General features: G+C 70.1%; 16 protein-coding genes and 4 pseudogenes. 13 read left to right on the top strand and 7 right to left on the bottom strand.

Annotated elements, in window-relative coordinates; translation table 11 throughout:
- Positions 1 to 113 precede the first annotated feature (113 nt).
- The 4 genes and pseudogenes from tsaD to ACZ38L_RS20365 form a co-directional block, all read left to right on the top strand.
- Positions 114 to 1,172 carry a tRNA (adenosine(37)-N6)-threonylcarbamoyltransferase complex transferase subunit TsaD gene (gene tsaD, locus ACZ38L_RS20380; protein WP_465695415.1) on the top strand — a complete coding sequence of 353 codons (1,059 nt, stop codon included), beginning with the start codon at positions 114 to 116 and terminating at the stop codon, positions 1,170 to 1,172.
- Positions 1,173 to 1,347: 175 nt separating this feature from the next.
- Positions 1,348 to 1,767, top strand: a complete 420-nt coding sequence (locus ACZ38L_RS20375) for a GNAT family N-acetyltransferase (RefSeq protein ID WP_465695247.1) — start codon at positions 1,348 to 1,350, stop codon at positions 1,765 to 1,767.
- Between the two features lie 7 nt (positions 1,768 to 1,774).
- Positions 1,775 to 2,008, top strand: a complete 234-nt coding sequence (locus ACZ38L_RS20370) for a hypothetical protein (RefSeq protein WP_465695244.1) — start codon at positions 1,775 to 1,777, stop codon at positions 2,006 to 2,008.
- 30 nt (positions 2,009 to 2,038) lie between these two features.
- A pseudogene (locus ACZ38L_RS20365) lies at positions 2,039 to 3,098 on the top strand (alanine--tRNA ligase-related protein); the annotation flags it as partial.
- Positions 3,099 to 3,269: 171 nt separating this feature from the next.
- Here ACZ38L_RS20365 and ACZ38L_RS20360 read toward each other — a convergent pair.
- On the bottom strand, positions 3,270 to 3,995 hold the full coding sequence (locus ACZ38L_RS20360) for a hypothetical protein (RefSeq protein WP_465695242.1): 726 nt from the start codon (positions 3,993 to 3,995) through the stop codon (positions 3,270 to 3,272).
- Positions 3,996 to 4,551: 556 nt separating this feature from the next.
- Here ACZ38L_RS20360 and def point away from each other — a divergent pair.
- Positions 4,552 to 5,219 (top strand): annotated as a pseudogene (gene def, locus ACZ38L_RS20355) (peptide deformylase).
- On the opposite strand, the gene ACZ38L_RS20350 reads toward def, so the two are convergent.
- From ACZ38L_RS20350 to ACZ38L_RS20330, 5 genes are all read right to left on the bottom strand, one after another.
- The gene (locus ACZ38L_RS20350; protein ID WP_465695240.1) at positions 5,197 to 5,793 is read right to left on the bottom strand and encodes a DUF5134 domain-containing protein; all 597 of its coding nucleotides are present in this window, start codon (positions 5,791 to 5,793) and stop codon (positions 5,197 to 5,199) included. The pseudogene def and the gene ACZ38L_RS20350 overlap by 23 nt on opposite strands.
- 250 nt (positions 5,794 to 6,043) lie before the next feature.
- Complete coding sequence (locus ACZ38L_RS20345; protein WP_465695412.1) at positions 6,044 to 7,024, bottom strand: cytochrome c oxidase assembly protein; 981 nt, start codon at positions 7,022 to 7,024, stop codon at positions 6,044 to 6,046.
- 141 nt (positions 7,025 to 7,165) lie between these two features.
- On the bottom strand, positions 7,166 to 7,816 hold the full coding sequence (locus ACZ38L_RS20340; protein ID WP_465695238.1) for a copper chaperone PCu(A)C: 651 nt from the start codon (positions 7,814 to 7,816) through the stop codon (positions 7,166 to 7,168).
- Positions 7,817 to 7,952: 136 nt separating this feature from the next.
- Positions 7,953 to 8,738 (bottom strand): ferric reductase-like transmembrane domain-containing protein, encoded by a 786-nt coding sequence (locus tag ACZ38L_RS20335; protein WP_465695236.1) that lies wholly within the window; start codon positions 8,736 to 8,738, stop codon positions 7,953 to 7,955.
- 567 nt (positions 8,739 to 9,305) lie between these two features.
- Complete coding sequence (locus tag ACZ38L_RS20330; RefSeq protein WP_465695233.1) at positions 9,306 to 10,160, bottom strand: hypothetical protein; 855 nt, start codon at positions 10,158 to 10,160, stop codon at positions 9,306 to 9,308.
- A gap of 357 nt (positions 10,161 to 10,517) precedes the next feature.
- On the opposite strand from ACZ38L_RS20330, the gene ACZ38L_RS20325 reads away from it, so the two are divergent.
- Entirely contained in the window at positions 10,518 to 10,727 is a 210-nt protein-coding gene (locus ACZ38L_RS20325; RefSeq protein ID WP_465695229.1) for a cold-shock protein, read from the top strand.
- Positions 10,728 to 10,999: 272 nt separating this feature from the next.
- Here the strand turns inward: ACZ38L_RS20325 and ACZ38L_RS20320 are convergent.
- Positions 11,000 to 11,774 (bottom strand): annotated as a pseudogene (locus tag ACZ38L_RS20320) (helix-turn-helix domain-containing protein); the annotation flags it as partial.
- Positions 11,775 to 11,918: 144 nt separating this feature from the next.
- Between ACZ38L_RS20320 and ACZ38L_RS20315 the strand changes: the two are divergent.
- From ACZ38L_RS20315 to ACZ38L_RS20285, 7 genes and pseudogenes are all read left to right on the top strand, one after another.
- Positions 11,919 to 13,029 (top strand): annotated as a pseudogene (locus ACZ38L_RS20315) (IS3 family transposase); the annotation flags it as partial.
- 126 nt (positions 13,030 to 13,155) lie between these two features.
- Positions 13,156 to 14,241, top strand: a complete 1,086-nt coding sequence (locus ACZ38L_RS20310) for an integrase core domain-containing protein (RefSeq protein ID WP_465695410.1) — start codon at positions 13,156 to 13,158, stop codon at positions 14,239 to 14,241.
- A 119-nt stretch (positions 14,242 to 14,360) separates the two neighbouring features.
- Positions 14,361 to 14,663, top strand: coding sequence for a hypothetical protein (locus tag ACZ38L_RS20305; protein WP_465695226.1), 303 nt, complete (start codon positions 14,361 to 14,363; stop codon positions 14,661 to 14,663).
- Between the two features lie 68 nt (positions 14,664 to 14,731).
- Positions 14,732 to 15,037: an ArsR/SmtB family transcription factor gene (locus ACZ38L_RS20300; protein ID WP_465695221.1), complete on the top strand. Its 306-nt coding sequence runs from the start codon at positions 14,732 to 14,734 to the stop codon at positions 15,035 to 15,037.
- Positions 15,038 to 15,556: 519 nt separating this feature from the next.
- Positions 15,557 to 15,811, top strand: a complete 255-nt coding sequence (locus ACZ38L_RS20295; RefSeq protein WP_465695217.1) for a hypothetical protein — start codon at positions 15,557 to 15,559, stop codon at positions 15,809 to 15,811.
- Between the two features lie 1,315 nt (positions 15,812 to 17,126).
- On the top strand, positions 17,127 to 17,951 hold the full coding sequence (locus ACZ38L_RS20290) for a papain-like cysteine protease family protein (protein WP_465695215.1): 825 nt from the start codon (positions 17,127 to 17,129) through the stop codon (positions 17,949 to 17,951).
- A gap of 16 nt (positions 17,952 to 17,967) precedes the next feature.
- The gene (locus ACZ38L_RS20285; RefSeq protein ID WP_465695213.1) at positions 17,968 to 18,807 is read left to right on the top strand and encodes a hypothetical protein; all 840 of its coding nucleotides are present in this window, start codon (positions 17,968 to 17,970) and stop codon (positions 18,805 to 18,807) included.
- Positions 18,808 to 19,189: the final 382 nt, after the last annotated feature.

Below are 19,189 nucleotides of genomic sequence, written 5' to 3'. Positions count from 1 at the left end.
AGCGCTTCGAGTCGGACCGGACGGGCGCCGCGCACGCACCCATGTCCTACTGCACAATATGTGCAACTGCAATATCTAAGCAGAAGCGAGGTGGGTCGGTGCCGGGATCACCGGTGGTGCTGGGGATCGAATCGTCTTGTGACGAGACCGGGGCCGGGCTGGTACGCGACGGCGTGCTGCTCGGTCAGGCGGTGGCGTCCAGCATGGACGAGCACGCCCGCTTCGGCGGAGTGGTGCCGGAGATCGCTGCCCGGGCGCACGTCCACGCGATGGCACCGGTGGTCCGCGAGGCCCTGGACCAAGCCGGACTCACCTTGGCCGACATCGGCGCCGTCGCGGTGACCACCGGTCCAGGGCTATCGGGCGCCCTGCAGGTCGGAGTGGCCGCCGCCAAGGGCTACGCGTTCTCCCTCGGCGTCCCGCTCTACGGGGTGCACCACCTGGCCGGACACGTTGCCGCCGCTACGCTGGAGGGCGGGCCGCTGCCCGACCCGTGCATCGTGCTGATCGTCTCCGGCGGGCACACCTCGCTGCTGCTGGTCCGTGACCTGGCCCGCGACGTGATCGTCCACCTTGGCGACACCCTGGACGACGCGGCCGGTGAGTGCTTCGACAAGGTCGCCCGGATCCTTAATCTGCCCTACCCGGGCGGACCGGCCATCGACCGGGCCGCCCGGGACGGCGACCCACGAGCGGTTCGCCTGCCCCGTCCGCTGAGCGGACCCAGCGATCCCCCCTACGCGTTCTCCTTCTCCGGCCTGAAGACCGCCGCCGCCCGCTGGGTCGAGGCCCAGCGCGCAGCCGGCACCGAGCCGCACGTCCCCGATGCGGCCGCAGGCCTCCAGGAGGCCATCGCCGACACCCTCACCCGCAAGGCCGTGCGCGCCTGCACCGACCACGGCATCGACACCCTGGTCGTGGTCGGCGGCGTCGCCGCCAACTCCCGCATCCGCGCCCTCACCGAGCAGCGCTGCGCCGCGGCCGGCATCACCTTGCGGGTGCCGCCGCTGCGGCTGTGCACCGACAACGGGGCCATGATCGCCGCCATCGGGGACCTGCTGGTCCGCTCCGGCGCCGCCCCCGCCCCACTGGACCTGTCGATCGACCCGTCCGCACCCCTGGAGTACGCAGCGCTGACCCCGCTCGCCACCCCGTCGGTGCGCGTCGCGTGACCACCCTCGACGTGGGGAGGCTGAAGCCGGCCGCGCTGCTCTGCCGCGCCCGGGAGATCCGCGCGGTGCACGCGGCCGCCTTCGCCCGGCCACCGTGGAACGAACCGGCCAGCAAGGCCGACGACTCCTCGTCCGCCTTCTCCACGACGCGCGCAGGCCGGGTTTCACTGCGGCCGTGGCCCACGACGGGGACGGCCGCATGGTCGGCTTCGCCACCGCCTGGACCACCCCGGACCCGTTCCCCGCCGACCGCTGTTATCCCTACGCGAGCGGCGAACTCGGCCACCACCGCACCCGGTCCTGGTTGTGCGGGACCCGGGAGACAGACGAGCTCGCGGTCCACCCCGACCACACCGGTCAAGGCCTTGGCACCACCCTGCTGGAAGCCGTCAGTGCCGATGCGCCCGGCGAGCGGTGCTGGCTGCTCACCACTGCCGCAGTCGGCGGCCCGCTGGACTTCTACCAGCGGCTCGGCTGGCACCAGGCCACGCGTCCGGCACCGCACGCGAACGGCCTGGTCGTCCTGCTCAGTCCCCGTCACCCTGCAGCCTCCGAGGTCCGGGATGCGCTGCCATCACCCGTCCCGATCCGGTGAGTCGTTCATGCCCACGTCCATCCGTCGCTCCCTCGCCACTCGTTGCCAGGCCCTGCGCGCCCTCATCCGCGATCTCACAGGCGCGGGTACCGTTCCCCGCCCCCGGGGCACCGAGCCCGTCGCCGTGGCGGAACTGGCCGCCGAGGCCGCACGACTGTGCGGCGGCGGTGGGCCCACCCCGGCCCCGGTCGAGGGCGCGGCCTGCAGCCTGTCCGAAGTGGCGCAGCGCTACCTGAACTGAACCGCCCCCCTGCCCGTTCTGGAGCACATCGTGCAGACCGCCGAGATCCGCCGGCGCTTCCTCGACCACTTCGCCGAGCGCGGCCACTCCGTCGTCCCGTCCGCGCCCCTGCCGGCGCCGGATGCGACCCTGCTGTTCGTCAACGCCGGCATGGTGCCGTTCAAGCCCTACCTGACCGGCGAGGCCGAAGCACCCTGGCCGCGGGCCTCCAGCGTGCAGAAGTGCGTGCGCACCCTGGACATCGAGGAGGTCGGCAGGACCACCCGGCACGGGTCGTTCTTCCAGATGAACGGCAACTTCTCCTTCGGCGACTACTTCAGGGAGCAGGCCATCGCCCATGCCTGGGAACTGTCCACCGGCACGCGGGCCGAGGGGAGGTTTCGGGCTCGACCCCGGGCGGATCTGGGTGACCGTCCACCGCAGCGACGGCGAGGCGGCCGCCATCTGGCGCCGCGTCTCCGGCCTGCCCACGACGCGGATCGTCGAGCGCGGTGACGAGGACAACTTCTGGTCCATGGGCATGCCCGGGCCCTGTGGTCCCTGTTCCGAGCTGTACTACGACCGTGGACCCGCGCTCGGCCGCGAGGGCGGCCCAGCGGTCGACGAGGACCGGTACATGGAGTTCTGGAACCTCGTCTTCATGCAGTACGAGCGGGGCGAGGACGCCGGCAAGAGCGGCTACCCGATCCTCGGTGAACTTCCGCGTCGCAACATCGACACCGGCATGGGCCTGGAGCGCATGGCCACCCTCCTCCAGGACGCCCCCAACCTCTACGAGCATGCCGCGCGACTGGCCGGCATCCGGTACGGTGCCGACCCGCAGGCGGACGTGCGGCTGCGAGTGGTCGCCGACCACGTGCGCACCGCCCTCATGCTCCTGGCCGACGGCACCGCCCCCGGCAACGAGGGACGCGGCTACGTGCTGCGCCGCATCCTGCGCCGCGCCGTGCGCTCCATGCGGCTGCTCGGCTTCCGCGACCCGGCGCTGCCCGAGCTGACGCCCGTCGCCCGCACCTGCATGGCCGACTCCGATCCGGAGGTCGCCGCCGACTTCCCGGGCATCGCCCAGGCCCCGCGCGACGAGGCCGCCGTCCTGGTTTCCGACCTTGACCTCGACCAGCGCCACGACTGGCTCGAGCTCTTCCCCTTCAACACCACTCGCCGCCCCGACGCCTACACGCCGCTGACCGCCACCCGGTGAGGCGCACTGCCGCACACCCCGACGGTGCCGGCAACACCACCACCGGCGCCACCCGCGGTCCTACTTGATGCTGCAGAGCTCGGAAGCGGGCTGCTCGTCGGCGAGGAAGATGGTCTGAGCCATCATCCTGAGACCGCTCATCCGCTCACGGAACGTCTCGATCGACTCCTCCGGGTGCACCGAGTCGATGACCGCGTGGGGACCGTGGGCGTTGAACTGATGGCTGACAGCGCGCGGGATCTGCATGTCGGCCCAGGAGTTCTCCGGGATGACCAGATTGTACCGTGCGCGCCGGTGGCCGACTGGAACATCGGGAGCATCGTCCTCGAACGTCTCAGGCCGGAAAGGCGTGACGCCGGCTATGTGCGTCACGTCGATCGGAGAGAGACTGGAAACCAGGATCCGTGTGCCCGGGCCCGTCATCATTCGGACGAATCGCAGACCGGTATGGAGGTGCATCCGGGCGCAGATGTCACGCTCCCCGACATCATAGAAGTCCATAAGATAACGGTCCGCAAAGAACCCCTCGAAAGGAGTACTGAGCAGGTAGACGTCACCTTCCTCGAAGGTCTGCGACCGTACGATCCCCTCGACTCCGGGGCTGGTGGCAGCAGGTGCCCGACGAGCCTGCTGAACGACACCGCAGAGCGCCGCGGTCACCGCGAGGGCACTCTCGGGTGGCAACTGGAGGACGGGAGTGACACGGCAGCGACCCGGGTCAGTGAAGTTCAGGACGTCGTGAACTTCGTTCTCGTCGTCCGGTACGTGCTTCATGGACTCGGCCATGACGATCCCTCCGATTGAAACAGCCCGTTCTGGAAAATACGTGCCGACTCATCATGCGAACCAATACTGACAATATTGTGACTGCCTTGAACTGTAGAGTCAAGAAGTGCAGTCAATACATGCCCTCGCCAGGAGCGAGGACGGCCGGGCGACCGCTCGCGGGCCAGCCAGGTCCGGACGTCGACCCCGTCGGGTGGCGCCAACCGCGCCGGTGGCGGCGGTAGGGCGCGGCTTCCCTGCTGACAGCTTCGCGAGCCGCCACAGAAGATCCGGGTGCGGCTCGTTCGATCAGGCGAGACCTGGACAGCGTCGAACGACAGCCTGTACTTGCCAGCGCGGTCGCGCAGCAAGAAGCGCATCGACTCCATGCGCACGCCCAGGCCGGCAGTGACGTTGCGGGCCTGCTGCACGGCCCATGAACCTGAACCGCAGGTCGCGAAGAATTCTCCCCGCCGACGCGGGGGTGGTCCGGTGAAGGCCGCCTCTGTGGCCTCGTTCGCCGCAGATCAGGACCCGCCAAGGCCCAGCACCACCGACACCCACACCAGGTCGGCGAATGGTACAACTCGGTCACCGACACCCACCCCTACCCGGCACCGAGGCTGCCCGGGGGCGGGTCCTGCGGATCACCGAAGTCGGCGAGGACATCCTGCACCGCCCCTGCCGACCGGCGACCGAATTCGGCACCGCTCAACTGTCCAGGCTGATCGACGACATGTTCCTCACCATGTACGTGGCCCGAGGTGCCGGACTCGCCGCGAACCAGGTCGGCGTCGACCCGCGCCTGTTCGTCTACGACTGCGCCGACGACGACGGCATCCGACACGTCGGCCACATCCTCGACCCGGTCCTCGACGAACCCACCGGACCCCGGCGCCTGCTCGACGCGAGCGCGAAGGCTGCCTGTCCGTCCCCGGCTCGCGGCGTGAGCTCGGCCGCGCCGACCACGCCGTGGTCCGCGGCCTCGACAAGGAAGGCAACCCACTGGTGATCGAGGGCACCGGCTACTTCGCCCGCTGCCTCCAACACGAAACCGACCACCTCGACGGCAAGCTCTACATCGACCGCCTCCCCAAGCGCGTCCGCCGCGAGGTGCTCACCGAAACCGCCGAACAGCGGGCCGAGGTCCACGCCCAACGCCACGCCCGCGCCGAGGCCATGGGCGCCCGGCACACTCGCGTCGGTGACCAGCAGCGCTGGCCTACATCGCCAGCAGCATCGTGAACATGCCCACGCCCAGTACCAGGTGACATGCCTCGGGCCACTGCGGCGACCACAGCACCCCGACTCCGCTGTGCCGTCGGGCAGTGGACGGGCCCACGGCGAAGTCGAACAGGCGGGTGCAGCTGACGACTGCGCCCGCGCCGAAGAACACCAGCAGCGCACCGGTGAGCCAGGTGGTGCCCGCCACAGGTGCCATGCCGGGCATCACCGGCATGGCACCGGCCGCGTTCGTCATCCGCCCGGCCATGGACACGGCCATGTAGACCATGGCCAGATGCCCGACCGCATGCACCAGATGGTGCCGTCGGTGGTCCGCGGAGCGCACGGCGGCAGCCGCCGACCACAGGCCGGCCGGCACCAGGACGGCCACCCACAGGCCTTCGGGTAGGGCCAGGCCGGTACCGATTGGGAGGGCCATCACCGCCATGCCCAGCCCCTTGAGTGCCGAGGATGCCTCCAACCTCCCCTCCTCACCGACCAGTTGGGATGCCAGACGGCATCGGGCCAGGCAGAGCAGCCCGGTCGCGGTCATCAACGAGACGAAGAGCCATGCCACCAGCTCGGGTTGTCGCATCCGCGTGCTCCCCCTTCCTCCGCACCATCCAGGGTGGAGGGTCGTGAGAGCCCGGAGCACGGGGGCACACACCGCGCACGGAAGCACAAGGGGTGTGCAAGCGGCGTGCGACGCGGTCGAGTTCGCATTCGCAGCCCGCGGCCCCGGGACGGGGAAGGCCGAGTCGGTTGGCGCCTGCACGGGGGAAACGCCTGCCGGGACCGCTCCCACCTCTCCCCTCTCGGACCGTTCCGGGTGGTGCCCCGTCCGGTCAGTCGGTCTCCACCAGGGGGACACCGCCGGCGGCGGTGCGACGACCGGCCAGGCCGGTGAGGTAGGCGTTGTAGGCGGCGAGTTCGGCGTCGTTGTCACGGTCGGCCTTGCGGTCCTTGCGTGCGGCGTCGCGCCGGTCTGCGGCGAGCCACTGGACGAACAGGGCGAGCAGGACGAGCAGGGTGGGGATCTCGCTGAAGGCCCAGGCGATGCCGCCGCCCGTCTTCTGGTCAGAGAGTGCGCTGATCTGCCAGGCCGTCGGCGGAGTGGCGTAGTAGGTGGTGAGGAGGCTGGTGGACATCATGACCGCGACGCCGAAGAAGGCGTGGAAGGGCATGCCGATGAACAGTTCCAGCATCCGGATCAGGTGGGGGGTCCTGCGTGGGGACGGATCGATCCCCATGATCGGCCAGAAGAACAGCAGTCCGACCGCGAGGAAGTGCACGAGCATGAACTCGTGCCCCAGCCAGCTGCTCATGAGCCAGTCGAACAGCGGGGTGAAGTAGAGGCCGTAGAGGCTGGCGATGAACAGCGGCAGGGTGAAGAGCGGGGAGGAGACCACGCGGACGTAGCGGCTGTGGAGCAGGCGGACCAACAGCTCGCGCGGGCCGGTCCGACCACGGTGGGCGGTGGGCAGGGCGCGCAGGGCCAGGGTCACCGGCGCGCCGAGGAGCAGCAGGATCGGGGAGAGCATCGAGAGCACCATGTGCTGGACCATGTGGACGCTGAACAGTTCCATGCCGTATCCGCCGATGCCGGTGCAGGTGACGGCGAGGATGGTGAGCAGGCCCAGGGCGAAGGCGGTGGTCCGGCCGGGCGGCCACTGGTCGCCTCGGTGCCGCAGCCGGAGCAGGCCCCAGCCGTAGAGCGTGGCGAGCAGCAGGACGGCGGCGAGTTCGGCGGGCGCGGGCTGCGGGTGCCAGGCCAGGAGCCGGGCGAGGGTGGGCGGATCGGTGGGCATCCACATCGGCCCGCTCATCGAGGGGGTCATGTGGCCCATGTCCATGCCGGGCATGTCTGACATGCCCGGCATGGATCCGGCCAGTCGGGCGACGTTCATCGCACTCCTTGCGGGGAATCCCCAGTCGTGGGTCGGGCGGGAGCGGTGTCCTCGCTCGGACTACATGCCGGGCATGCCGGGCATGCCGGGCATCGGGGGCATGCCGGGCATCGGGGGCATGGTCGCCGTGCCTCCGCCAGCTGCTGCGAGGGTGGGGAGCACCGGCACGGTCAGCGAGAGGGCTCCGGCGTGCGCGAAGTGCAGGACGAGGACGACGCTCGCGCCCGGCTTCCACTGCTGGGCGGGTTGATTGATCATCACGTGGATCCCCTGGGCGGGTGCCAGGGTCACCGATCCGTGCGCGGGGACGGCCAGTCCACCGCTCAGGGGGACCATCTCCTCCGAGCCGCCGCCGGTGGAGACGGTGGTGTGCAGGGCGACCGAGGCGGCCTGGGAGGAGTCGAGTGACTCCAGCGTGTCCGCCGTCCCGGCCGTGTTGGCGATGGTGAAGTACGCGGTGGCCACGGACGGGGAGGCGGGGGCGGGGAGGTAGGCACCGGTGACGCTGATCGCGCCGGTGGACGCGTGCCCTGTGGCGGTCGATGGCGCCGGGCCGGCGCTCGCGCTCGCCGCGGCGTGACTGCTGCCACCGCCCTGTGACGAGCAGCCGAGGAGGGCCGCGCCGGACAGGCCGAGGATGCCGAGGAGCGCGAGCCCGCGGCGGGTCAAGACCGAGCGGGCGGCGGACGGGGTGGGTATGGACCGGGCCATGGCGTGGGGGTCTTCCTGTGCGAGGTGGGCTGTGGCGGATCGTGCGGGATCCGCATGTGCCTGCGAGGCCGCGCGGGGCGGGCAGTCGCTACAGAGGCGGATGCGACTGCCCGCTCCGCGCGGATGGCGCGGTGGGTCAGATGTTGGCGATGAAGGCGGAGTGGCCGGTGACCACGATCACGGCGTCCAGTACGACGGCGATCACCGCGGCCGAGACGAGCACGTACCGGACCACGCTCGCCCAGGCGGCCGGCCGCGTGCCGGTCTTGCCCTCGCCCTTGCGGGCCGGCTGCAGCAGGCGGCGGGCGAACAGCATCAGCAGCGGGATCTGGGCCAGCCAGATCAGCGGGCGGATCCAGCTGTAGTGGCCGACGTCGGCGCCCAGGACGAGCGTGTGCCACACGGCGAGGATGTAGAAGACCAGGACGAACCGGTGCAGGAAACGCCACCGGTTCGCACCGATGCCCCGGCGGACGTAGAACGTCGGTGCGAGCAGCAGCAACAGGTAGAACGCGACGATGCCGAGGTCGTAGCCCCATTCACCCTGCGGCCAGCTCTGGTGCGCCCAGCTGCCCGGGATGAACACGCTCTTCCAGTCATCGCCCATCGCGTCGAACAATGTCGCCACGACGTGCACCAGCACCAGCCCGATCACCAGCAGCGAGATCTGCCGGTGCAACCGGTCCACCTGGCGGTACGACATCCGCGCCCAGGCCATCGCGCGGCCCGACTGCTGCAGACCGAGCAGCACACTGAGGAAGGAGAAACACAGGCCGGTCAGCCCGGAGGCCTGAAGCACCGGGAACGCCCAGAACTTGCCCATGTCCTGCATGCCCATACTGGGCATGGACAGCGCCGCCGCACTGCGTCCGTGGGCCTGCAGGTGGGCGATGTACAGGTAGAGCGCGAGCGTGGACAGCACGCCGACAGCCAGGACGAGCGTGCCCTGGAGCCTGGGGGGCAGCCCCCGCCTCGGCCTGGCGGGGTTCGGCGCCTCGGCCGTCACACCGTCGGCCGGGCACGGCGACTGCGGTGACTGTGGCAACTGCGGTCGTGCCGCAGCGGTACGGGTGGTGGGCGGACTCTGGATTTCGGTCATGGGAACTTTCACTTCGTCTTCGGAGGAACCGTCGACGTCCAGTGGCACGCCTGCGTGGCGATGCGGCCCGGAGGGCATGCGGCATCGCGGTACGGCGGTGTGCCGGACGGAGCCGTGGCGGCCGCAGGGCCGTCCACGGGCTCGGTGACGGATGACCGGCAAGGGCGGGCGGAGGCAAGCGAGCGTCCGCGGGCCCGGCGGTCGGGAAAGCTGACGACGCGTCCACCGAGCGCATAGCGCCGCACCCGAGCACCCCGCCGAGCCGCGCAGGCACGCGCGGGCGTGTCAGCGCATGCGGGCACGGGCGCGTGGGCGGGTACCCGGCTGACGGTTGGGGTCGGCGCGGTGGCGCCAGGAAGTGAGTGACGTCGTCAGAAGTGGCTGCCGCCGTCAGACGGCGGCAGGGGTTCCCAGCGGAGGGCCTCGGAAGGCCAGAGCACGAACCAGAAGGAGGGAACGCGGCGGATGGACGCTGCCGAAGCGATCGGCGCGCACCTGCGGCCGGTCCTGCGGCTGCGGGAGAAGCCAGGCCCAGCACCAGCGGATCAGGCCGAGCGCGAGGCGTCGACGCGCGGCCAGCGTCCGGACGAGCCCGAACACCACACGCTCGCCATGCGCGAGCCACAGCCCGCACAGCAGCGCGGCCACCAAGTGGGCCGCGAACATCCCGAGCATGCCGTGACCGCCCGGGGCCATGCTCATACCGGCCATCGAACCGGGCGGGGGCGCCGAGCTGGCGCCGGGAGGGGAGCCCATGCCGCTCATCCCAGCCATGGAGGCCATGGACGCCATGGACGCCATCGCATCGGCGGCAGCGGCGGCGCCGTGCCCGGAGGACACCGGCGGCGGCCCGAAGATCCCGGAGGCGCCGACCACCTGCGCGGCCAGCGCGCTCGGCAGGCGTTGCCCCGTCGGCGCGCAGACCAGGAGATGCGCCCAGGCGTCGGTGAGCCGCTCCGCGCCGCCTTTCCCGCCCCCTGAGGTCGAAGCGGTGGCCTGGCCGAGGGAGAACCAGGCATGCAGCAGAAGCTGGACCGTCACGGTCGCCGCCGTGACGAACACCGACCCGCGCTCGCGCCCGGCGAGCACCCAGGCGACCGCGCAGGTTCCGACCAGCGCACCCGCCAGAGTCCAGGCCGGCACGCCCACACCGGACATGAGGACGTGCCCCACGGCGGCGAAGAGCACACACACCACCGCGAACATCCCGGTTCGCGCGGCTCGAAGGTGCTGGTACGTGGTCATAGCGGACCTGATTGTGGCACGGCAGCTCAGCACCGCCGCCGGTGGGGAGCAGTCAGAGGAACCGACCGCGGGAGAGCGGCGCCGGCAACCGTCCTGGCGGCCAGGACGCGGGCAAACCGCACGCCTGCTCGAATCGACCCACAGGCCGGCGTCCTACACGACCTCGACGCTCCCTGCCCTGCCGCACCGAAGCCCAGCGAACCTCACCGGAGGCTGACGACTCCCGGTTCGTCCCACTCGACCTTGAGGGTGCAGGTCAGAGTGCCATCGGCTCACCCCAAGTGATCACAGGGTTCGTGGCGGCCCGGCCGGGGGAACATAAGCCGAGCAGTGGACACTCAGTGTGAGGGACGTGCGATGGCGACAGGAACCGTGAAGTGGTTCAACGCGGACAAGGGATTCGGATTCATCAGCCAGGACGACGGCGGGCTGGACGTCTTCGTGCACTTTTCTGCGATCCAGTCCCACGGCTTCAAATCCCTCATGGACAACGACAGGGTCGAATACGACCTGGTGCAGGGAGCGAAGGGGCCACAGGCCGAGAACGTCGTGGTGCTCGAGCAGTAGGCCACACTGCCGACGGCATGGGGCCGGGCGCAGCCGGCCCGGTCCCCATCTGGAGCCGCCCCTCGACCCGCACGACGGCGACGCCTCGTGGGGGTTGCGTGGCGGACATGGTTCGACCGCTCAAGGGTCGATGAGACTGCTCAGGCTTGGGTGCGACAAGACACCCCCGACCTGACGAAGGCCGTCCGCGCCGAGACTGCCACCGAACTCGGCGGCCTCACCCGGCCGAGCCCGCCGTCCTCCCCTCCCTCAGCAGCTAGACGCCTCCTCGGTCATGCCCGCCCCCGCGCGCGCCGCCGCCCGAAGTCCGGAGTGTCGACCCGGTTCTCGCCCTGGACCGGGTAGGGGACGAAGCTGCTGACGTGCTGGTCGATCACCAGCGGGCGGCCGATGGGCGAAGCGGAGCGCTGCGGGCATGACGGGTGCTCGCAGACCTTGCAGCCCAGGCCGATGGCGAAGATCTTGCCGGGGCGGCCCCAGCCGGCGGGCGAGCGGGTCACCGCCCGGGCGGTCCACAGGTAGCGCTGCCCGTCCGGCTTGGCCGCGATCTGGACGTGCACGCGTCCGGGCGCGGCGGAGGCCTCGTAGACGTTCCGGAGCGGCAGGTGCCGCCGGTGCGGGAGAGGTGGAAGCCGGTGGCGGACCGCCGTTTGGAGACGTTGCCGGCCCGGTCGACGCGGACGAAGGAGAACGGCACCCCGCGCAGCCGGGGGCGCTGGAGGGTGCTGAGCCGGTGGCAGACGGTCTCGTAGCCGACGCCGAGGTGGTCCACGAGGTGTTCGATGTCGTAGCGGGCCGACTCCGCCGCGGTGTGGAAGGCGGTGTAGGGCAGCACGAGCGCGGCGGCGTAGTAGTTGGCCAGGCGATCCGGGTGAGCGACCAGGCCTGCGATCCCTCGGGGCTGTCCTGGGCGGCCGGTTTGGACAGCAGCCGGTCGTGCTCCGGGTAGGCGAGCTGGGTGGCTGTCCGGATGGCCCGCTGACCGGGCCTCAGCCGCGGTGCGAGGTGCAGTTGCCGGGTGGTCGGGTGGTAGCGGTGCAGCCGGTCGTCGTCGGGCGGTGCAGGTGCCAAGAACCACGTCCGTGCTGGTCAGTTGACTGTGGGCGCTGTCGCGAGGCCGGCCGGTCGAGTGACAGCGGAGGTCTCGCTCGGTGATTGCCGGCTGGCTCCGGCCGGTTCCAGGATGGTCCGGTGCTGCTGCGACTGCCCTACCTGGCGTGTGTGTTCGCCTTGATACGGCTCCTGCCGATGGGCGACCGCGACAAGGACGCCGAGATCCTGGCGCTACGCCACCGACTGGCCGTGCTACAGCGACAGACCGACAAACCGAAGCTCACCCGGCCCGACCGCGCGCTGCTCCGCCGCACTCCTGCACCACCTCCCCCGGACACACCTTCGGCAACTCCAGCTGATCGCCTCCCCCGACACGCTCCTGCGCTGGCACCGCGACCTGCTCCGCCGCCGCCACGCCAAGGCCTCCCGCCCCAAACGTCCCGGTCGTCCGCGCACCGTGCGCTCCGTCCGCGCCCTGGTGCTCCGGCTCGCCGACGAGAACCGCACCTGGGGCTACCGGCGCATCCACGGCGAACTCGCGACCCTCGGCATCAAGGTCGCCGCCTCCACCGTGTGGAACATCCTCAAGGAACACGGCATCGACCCCGCACCCGAACGCGACCACACCACCTGGGCGACATTCCTGCGCTCCCAAGCCCACGCCATCCTCGCCGCCGACTTCTTCGAGACCAAGACCTTGACCGGAGCGACCGTGACCGTCCTCGCGGTGATCGAGCACGCCACCCGACGCGCGCGGGTCCTCGGCGCGACCGCCCACCCCACCGCGGCCTGGATGACCCAGCTCGCCCGGAACATGGTCATGGACCTTCAGGACACGGGCACCAGGGTGAAGTTCCTGATCCGCGACCGGGACGTCCGCTACCCGGCCGCCTTCGACGCCGTCCTGCAGGCCGAGGGAATCGAGGTCGTCCAGACCGGCGTCCGGATGCCGCGCATGAACGCGATCACGGAGCTGGGGGTACCTCCCGGCCGAAGGCTGGGGGCGGGTGCGATCCTGCCGAACCGAGCTCCTCGACCGCACCCTCACCTGGAACCAGGCCACCTACTCCACGCGCTACACGCGTACGAGCAGTTCCACAACACGCACCGGCCCCACCGCAGCCTCGCCAGCGCCGCGCCCCTCCGCCCACTGGCCGAACCCATCACCGAACCCGACCGGCTCACCCACCTCGACGTCCACCGACGCGACCGCCTCGGCGGCATCCTGCACGAATACCAACACGCAGCGTGCCCAGCACGGACGTGGCTCTTGGCACCTACGGCCCTCAATCTCATCCTGTGCCGTTCGGAAACTCATCGCTGCTGCTCGGGGCGGGTCTGGCGAGCCGTCACGGCCTCCTGGAACCCTGTCCGAGTGATCGTCTCACTGGTGTACAAGGTGACGCGGAAGCTGCTCGCCGTTCCGGCAGCACTGCTGCGTCGGGACACGGCCAAGGACGCCGAACTCCTGGCGCTGCGGCATGAGAACGCGGTGCTGCGCAGGCAACTCACCGCACCAGTGCGGTACGAGCAGGCAGACCGGCTGTGGTTCACGGCACTGTCGTCGCTGATCCCCCGGCGCCGGTGGGCGCAGGTGTTTCCGGTGACGCCCGGGACACCGCTCGCGTGGCACCGAAGGCTGATCGCCCGGAAGTGGGACTACAGCAAGCGGCGGGGCAGGCCCGGCCGGCCGACGACCGCGAGCGCGGTGAAGGCGCTGGTGTTGCGGCTGGCCAAGGAGAATCCGCGCTGGGGCAGCCGTCGGATCCGGGGCGAACTGGTCCGCCTCGGGCATCCGATCGGCGCGACGACGGTCTGGGAGATCCTGACGGCGGCGGGCGTCGATCCCGCCCCGCGCCGCGGTGGGCCGACGTGGCGCGAGTTCCTGACCGCGCAGGCCGAGGGTGTCATCGCCTGCGACTTCGTGCACATCGATCTGGTCGACCTGCGCCGGGTGTACGCGCCGCTGTTCCTCGAGCACGGCACACGACGGTTGCACGTCACCGGGGTGACCGCCCACCCGACGGGCCCCTGGGCGGTGCAACAGGCGAGAAACCTCGCGGTCGAGTTGGGCGTACGAGTCGACTCGCTGCGTTTCCTGATCCGCGACCGGGACGCGAAGTACACCGCGTCCTTCGACGCTGTCTTCGAGGCTGAGGACGTGGAGGTCATCAAGACGCCACCTCGTGCTCCGCGAGCGAACGCCCACTGCGAACGAGCCACCGGAACCCTCCGGCGCGAGGCCCTCGACCACCTGCTGATATGGAACGAGACCCACGCCCAGCAGGTCCTCGACACCTACGCCCGGCACTACAACCGCCATCGCCCACACCAGGCACGAAATCAGCTCCCACCCCTCGCCCAAGAGCACCCCGCGCCAAGAGCCGACCTGGCCGCTCACCGGCTCCTCCGCGCGCGAGTGCTCGGCGGCGTCATCAACGAATACCGATACGCGGCCTGACCAGCAGCGACAAGTTTCCGAACGGCACACGCTCCCATCAGGCACAGGCGCCTACATATGCAAGGGTCGCCATATGCTAATGTTCAGTCTTGTCAGGCACCCACCAAGGAGGTTTGCGCATGTCCGCCACTGTCGAGCACCGTCCGCACCCCGACCACGCCCACACCCACGGCGAGGGCTGCGGCCACGTCGCCGTACCGCATGAGGACCACGTCGACTACGCCCACGACAACCACCTCCACCGCCCGCACGGCGACCACGTCGACGAGTGCGCCACCACCGGGCACGTGACCCACGACGGACACCAGCACCAGCACGGCCCGGACTGCGGCCATGTCGCCGTCCCGCACGGGGACCACACCGACTTCATCCACGACGGCCACCGCCACGCCGCCCACGACGGCCACTGGGACGACCACTGACCGGTCACCCTCCGCGGGCACCCGGGCACGAATAAGTGAAAGTCGTTGCCATATGCTAACTTCCGCATATGGCAACGACTTCCCCACAGGACGAGCCGAGCCCCGAACTCCAAGCCGCCAGCGACCTTCTACGCGCACTGGCCGCCCCCGTCCGGGTGGGCATCGTGCGCGAGCTGGCCGACGGCGGCAAGCGCGTCCACGAACTCGTCACCGCCCTCGGCGTGAGCCAACCCCTGGTCTCCCAGCACCTGCGAGTGCTGCGGGCCGCCCGGATCGTCACCGCCCACCGCCAGGCCCGCGAGATCGAGTACACCCTCAGCGACGCCCACATCGCCCACATCGTCCTGGACGCGATCCGGCACACCCAGGAGTAGCGCGCTTTTGGCATCACGACCGTCTCATTTGACTTGACACCTACCGGATCGCCTCGAGCACACCTGCTCCGCATACGGGATCCGTTCCCGGTAACATCGCCTGCAGACTAGCGACCACACCGCCGACACCCGCCTCGGTCACGACCTGGGACCCGCCCTGGGGGGCTGCTCAGCACGTCCAGGTCTGAAGCGGAGCGGCCGGCCGCGTTGTGAAGTTCCACCCTCGGCTCGACACCTGGACTGGGACAGGCGAGCCCGGAGGAAGTAGTTTCAGGTGGGAACCAAGAGCAACATGAGTAAGCGGTATACGGCGGAGTCCAAGCGGGTCGCGGTCGCGCTGGTACGCCCGTCACCGCACCGGAAGTCACCGAGATCGCCAGAGCTGGGGTCAGTCCGGAGGGTGCGGGTGCCGATAAATCATCCGCACAGGCCGCGGTCTTGATCGTCGATCTTCGGGCCCGCTCGGTGCCGCCCCGGCATCTTCACCTGCACGGGGCACTGACGGCATCATGACCTGTCATGCTGCTGCGCCCGGCCTACCCCGCCGCGGCCAACACCCTCGCGCTGCTGCGGCTGCTGCCGATGAGCGACAGGGAGAAGGGCATCGAGATCCCGGTGCTGCGCCACCAACTGGCCGTGCTGCGCCGGCGGATCGACAAGCCGAAGCTCACCCGGCCTGATCACGCGCTGCTCGCCGCGCTCCTGCACCGCCTCCCCGGGGTGCAGCTTCGCCAACTTCACCTGATCGTCTCACCAGACACGGTGTTGCGCTGACGCCGCGATATGCTGCGCTGACGCCACGCCAAGGCCTGCCGCCCCAAACGCCCGGGCCGTCAGCGCACCGTGCGACCGTCCGCGCCCTGGTGCTACGGCTCGCCAGAAGGAAGGCCCACACACACCAGCAGCGAATCGGGCGACAGCGTCTCACGGGGTGGGCTGCGCGGACGCAGGCGTCGTGCGGCAAAGCGAACTGGGCAGTGTCGTACGGCGATCGGCACGACGATGGGCTGCGGCAACGATGACGATCCCCCTCCGGACGAGGCGATCGGGGGCGTTGGCACAGAGATCCCCGGGCTCGTCAAACGTACCATTGCACATGTCATGTGCCCGGCGCGAGGGCGCGGTTGTGGAGTTTTCGTAAGACGTCGCGCGAGCCTGTGCGGGTCGGTGGAACCGCGCGTCAGACCCCCGCCGATCGACTGGGAAAACACCCGCCGATCAGCCGGGAATGGGCTTCGCCGTCTAGCTGACACAATGTCGCACAAGGCAAGGGAAGGCTGCGGTGGGAGTCGAAATCGGGTCGCTGTTCCCGTGCGATGCCGCACTGCATTCGGCCTCGAAACCGGGTGGTGCGCACCCGTAGAACTTGACTCGGGGCTCACCGCGCCGCTCCTCCTGCGGGCGCGGTGACGGCTGGCTCGCCTGCCTCGAGTCAGCCCGCGGTCGGGCACCGCGGAGTCCGGTCCGCATGCGTGAATGCCGACCGATCGTCGGCGAAGTGCGTATGCCCACATCCCGGCTGCGGTCCGTGGAAGCGACCACTCGGTCGCGTGGCAAGCATTCTGCTGGCGAAGTGCCCGACGGGCGTCGGCCGAGGCCAGAGGCGCCGGCAGGGCGACACGGGGGTCACTCGGCGTACCTGGTCGGTCACCTGTTCGCGAGGCGGATTTCCTGGCTCCAGATGCTTGACCAAACGCCTTGGCATGTCATTAACATGATCCGCCATCAGGCCACAGCGGGTTTCGATGCACCCCACGGTCTGCGCAACTCGGGCTCGCCGTCGGGCGGTCCCGCCACCACAGGCGTCGGGCCAGTGCCTCGCCATGCTGCTTTCGGGGGATCGTCATGAGGAAGCCGTACACAGACTGATGTCATGGCCACTTCGGCCATGACCAGAACCGCATTCCGGAACCACCTTGCCACGTCGCCCGATTGGGGCGATGTCGGACAGGTGCGCCCGAACTACTCCTCGTCGGTCGGGCTTTCCCGGCCTCCCATGGATATCCCTGAACGAAACACCTGGCAGCACTGCGTACAGCTGCCCGCGGTGCAGGTCCGGCACGCCTGTCCTCAGAGAAGGAATCGCTGCATGCACGGTTCTCCCCCCTCCCGTTGGCGGAGGGCACTCACCGCAGTCGCCACCGGCCTGGTGACCGCCGGCGCCCTGGTCGGCACCGCCGGGCCGGCCTTCGCGGACTCCACTGGCACGGTGACCGCTGGTCAGGGCAACTACTCGTACATCAACGAGCGCAGTGCGCCACACCTGTCCGCTTCCGTCGTGGGACAGGCGAACATCGGCAGCACGGTGAACATGCAATGCCAGACCCAGGGCGACACGGTCGAGAACGACGCGCGCTGGATCTGGTCCGGCTCGTTCTACATCGCCGACGCCTTCATCGCGGAGAACACCGACACCCTGCCCACCTGCGGCGACGCGGTCACCCTCAACATCTCCATGCAGAAGCAGGTCCAGGACGAATGGTGCTGGGACGCCTCCGGGCTGACCCTCGCCAACTACTGGGGCTACACCCAGTACAGCCAGTCCGACTTCTGCCAACTCGCGCACCAGTACAGCGGCGTCAGCTGCAACGACCAGCCCGCCACGCTCGACGACATGGCGGGCGCGCTGTCGGAGATGGGCTTCGCCAACACCGGCTACGACCTCGACCGCAGCGCGACCTTCGCGGAGACCGCCAACGAGATATCCAACAACCGCCCGTTCGCGGTGCGGATCGGCTGGGCGGCCGGCGGCGGGCACATGAACGTGATCTACGGCTACGACCCGTCCTCCAACATGATCGCCGTCGGCGACCCGTGGCCCTCCACCCAGACCTACACCTGGTGGAACTACAGCAGTTACGCCAGCAACAGCTCGTTCACCTGGACCCACTCCCGGATCGGGATCCACAACTGAGGAAGGCTCGCCCCACATGCGAAACCACCACCGCACCGGTCGGCGGGCAGCCCGCCTGGCCTCGCTCGCCATGGGCGCGACGGCGCTGCTCACCGCCGTCTGCCCGCAGGCCCTGGCCGATGACCGGCCGAGCGTCCAGGACCTGCCGGGCGCGCAGCAGGTCCTGGCCTCTGACCAGGTCCACAGCACCGTCTCCCGCTTCCTCGGTACGGTCGCCGCGGCCGGCAACGCCGTCCCGGCCATGCCGGCGGCCGGCACAGTCGCGGACAGCGACCAGCCGTTCAGCATGGACGCCCCCGTGGCGCTGTACGAGCTGTCACCGGACTTCGTCAAGGGCACCAAGCCCGCGACGGCCGACAACGTCGTGTGCCTCTCCTTCCTGGCCGCACCGGTGACCGGCAAGGACGGCCACCACGCGGACGTCCTGCTCAGCCACGGCCCCAATTCCTGGCAGCTGGCGGGGATCCGCGACGGGGACGAGGACGCCAGCTACGCCAAGAAGGCCACCCAGGGCAGCATGGTCTTCAGCGAGCCGCAGATCCACGCCTGGTACGCCCTCGCGGGCAACAAGGTCCAGCCGCTGAACCAGGAAGCGCGGGACGGGCTCGGCGGCCGCAGCAGTGTGTCGCTGACCGACTACCAGAAGCTCGTCCACCAGCGCTACGCCGACAAGACGCCGGGCTCCTCGTACGACCGCAACGGCCTGGCCGGCGGCTACGGCCTGGCCAACGCCGCACCGGCCCGTCCGTCCGGGCCGTCGACCACGGTGCTCGCAGCCGCCAGCGCCGCGCCGACCCTCGCCGCCGGCGCCGCGCTGCTGCGCCGACGTCGCTCGCGCACGGCCCGCCGGGCGTAACGTCTTGGGAGCGTTTGAGATCAGGGCGTGCCGGCCCGGCGATTCGGCTGGTGGTTCAGCAGTGGCTGCCCGGACGAGCACCAGTTCGATGCCCGTCCGGCCGGCGGATGGCCTGGGCGACGCAGCTGCGGACGCGCTGCTGCGCGAGGGGCACGAGAAGACCGCGCGGGCCTGGATCCACCGAGGCCTGCACAGCGCCGGCCGGCCCGCCGCCCACGCCGTGCTCCTCGTCCACTGGCGGCCCCCTGGTGCTCGGCGTGCATGTCCACCCGTCGCCGTACGGCGCGTGTCAATCCCCTGGAAACGTAGAGTCGTCTCTATGCGGCTTCGTCCCTCTGTCGGGTCTCGGCTCGCTGCTGGTTGATGATGCGTTCGAACTCGG

The organism is Kitasatospora sp. NPDC024654, from assembly GCF_055559155.1.
This window is presented reverse-complemented; position numbering and strand designations above follow the sequence as displayed.

Bases quoted from the DNA above. Each gene is read 5' to 3' on its own strand.
- ACZ38L_RS20350 (WP_465695240.1), bottom strand. From the start codon at position 5,793: ATGCGACAACCCGAGCTGGTGGCATGGCTCTTCGTCTCGTTGATGACC.
- ACZ38L_RS20295 (WP_465695217.1), top strand. From the start codon at position 15,557: ATGCTGCTGCGCCCGGCCTACCCCGCCGCGGCCAACACCCTCGCGCTG.
- ACZ38L_RS20330 (WP_465695233.1), bottom strand. From the start codon at position 10,160: ATGACCACGTACCAGCACCTTCGAGCCGCGCGAACCGGGATGTTCGCG.
- ACZ38L_RS20325 (WP_465695229.1), top strand. From the start codon at position 10,518: ATGGCGACAGGAACCGTGAAGTGGTTCAACGCGGACAAGGGATTCGGA.
- ACZ38L_RS20340 (WP_465695238.1), bottom strand. From the start codon at position 7,816: ATGGCCCGGTCCATACCCACCCCGTCCGCCGCCCGCTCGGTCTTGACC.
- ACZ38L_RS20345 (WP_465695412.1), bottom strand. From the start codon at position 7,024: ATGAGCGGGCCGATGTGGATGCCCACCGATCCGCCCACCCTCGCCCGG.
- ACZ38L_RS20285 (WP_465695213.1), top strand. From the start codon at position 17,968: ATGCGAAACCACCACCGCACCGGTCGGCGGGCAGCCCGCCTGGCCTCG.
- ACZ38L_RS20290 (WP_465695215.1), top strand. From the start codon at position 17,127: ATGCACGGTTCTCCCCCCTCCCGTTGGCGGAGGGCACTCACCGCAGTC.
- ACZ38L_RS20370 (WP_465695244.1), top strand. From the start codon at position 1,775: ATGCCCACGTCCATCCGTCGCTCCCTCGCCACTCGTTGCCAGGCCCTG.
- ACZ38L_RS20305 (WP_465695226.1), top strand. From the start codon at position 14,361: ATGTCCGCCACTGTCGAGCACCGTCCGCACCCCGACCACGCCCACACC.
- ACZ38L_RS20300 (WP_465695221.1), top strand. From the start codon at position 14,732: ATGGCAACGACTTCCCCACAGGACGAGCCGAGCCCCGAACTCCAAGCC.
- ACZ38L_RS20360 (WP_465695242.1), bottom strand. From the start codon at position 3,995: ATGGCCGAGTCCATGAAGCACGTACCGGACGACGAGAACGAAGTTCAC.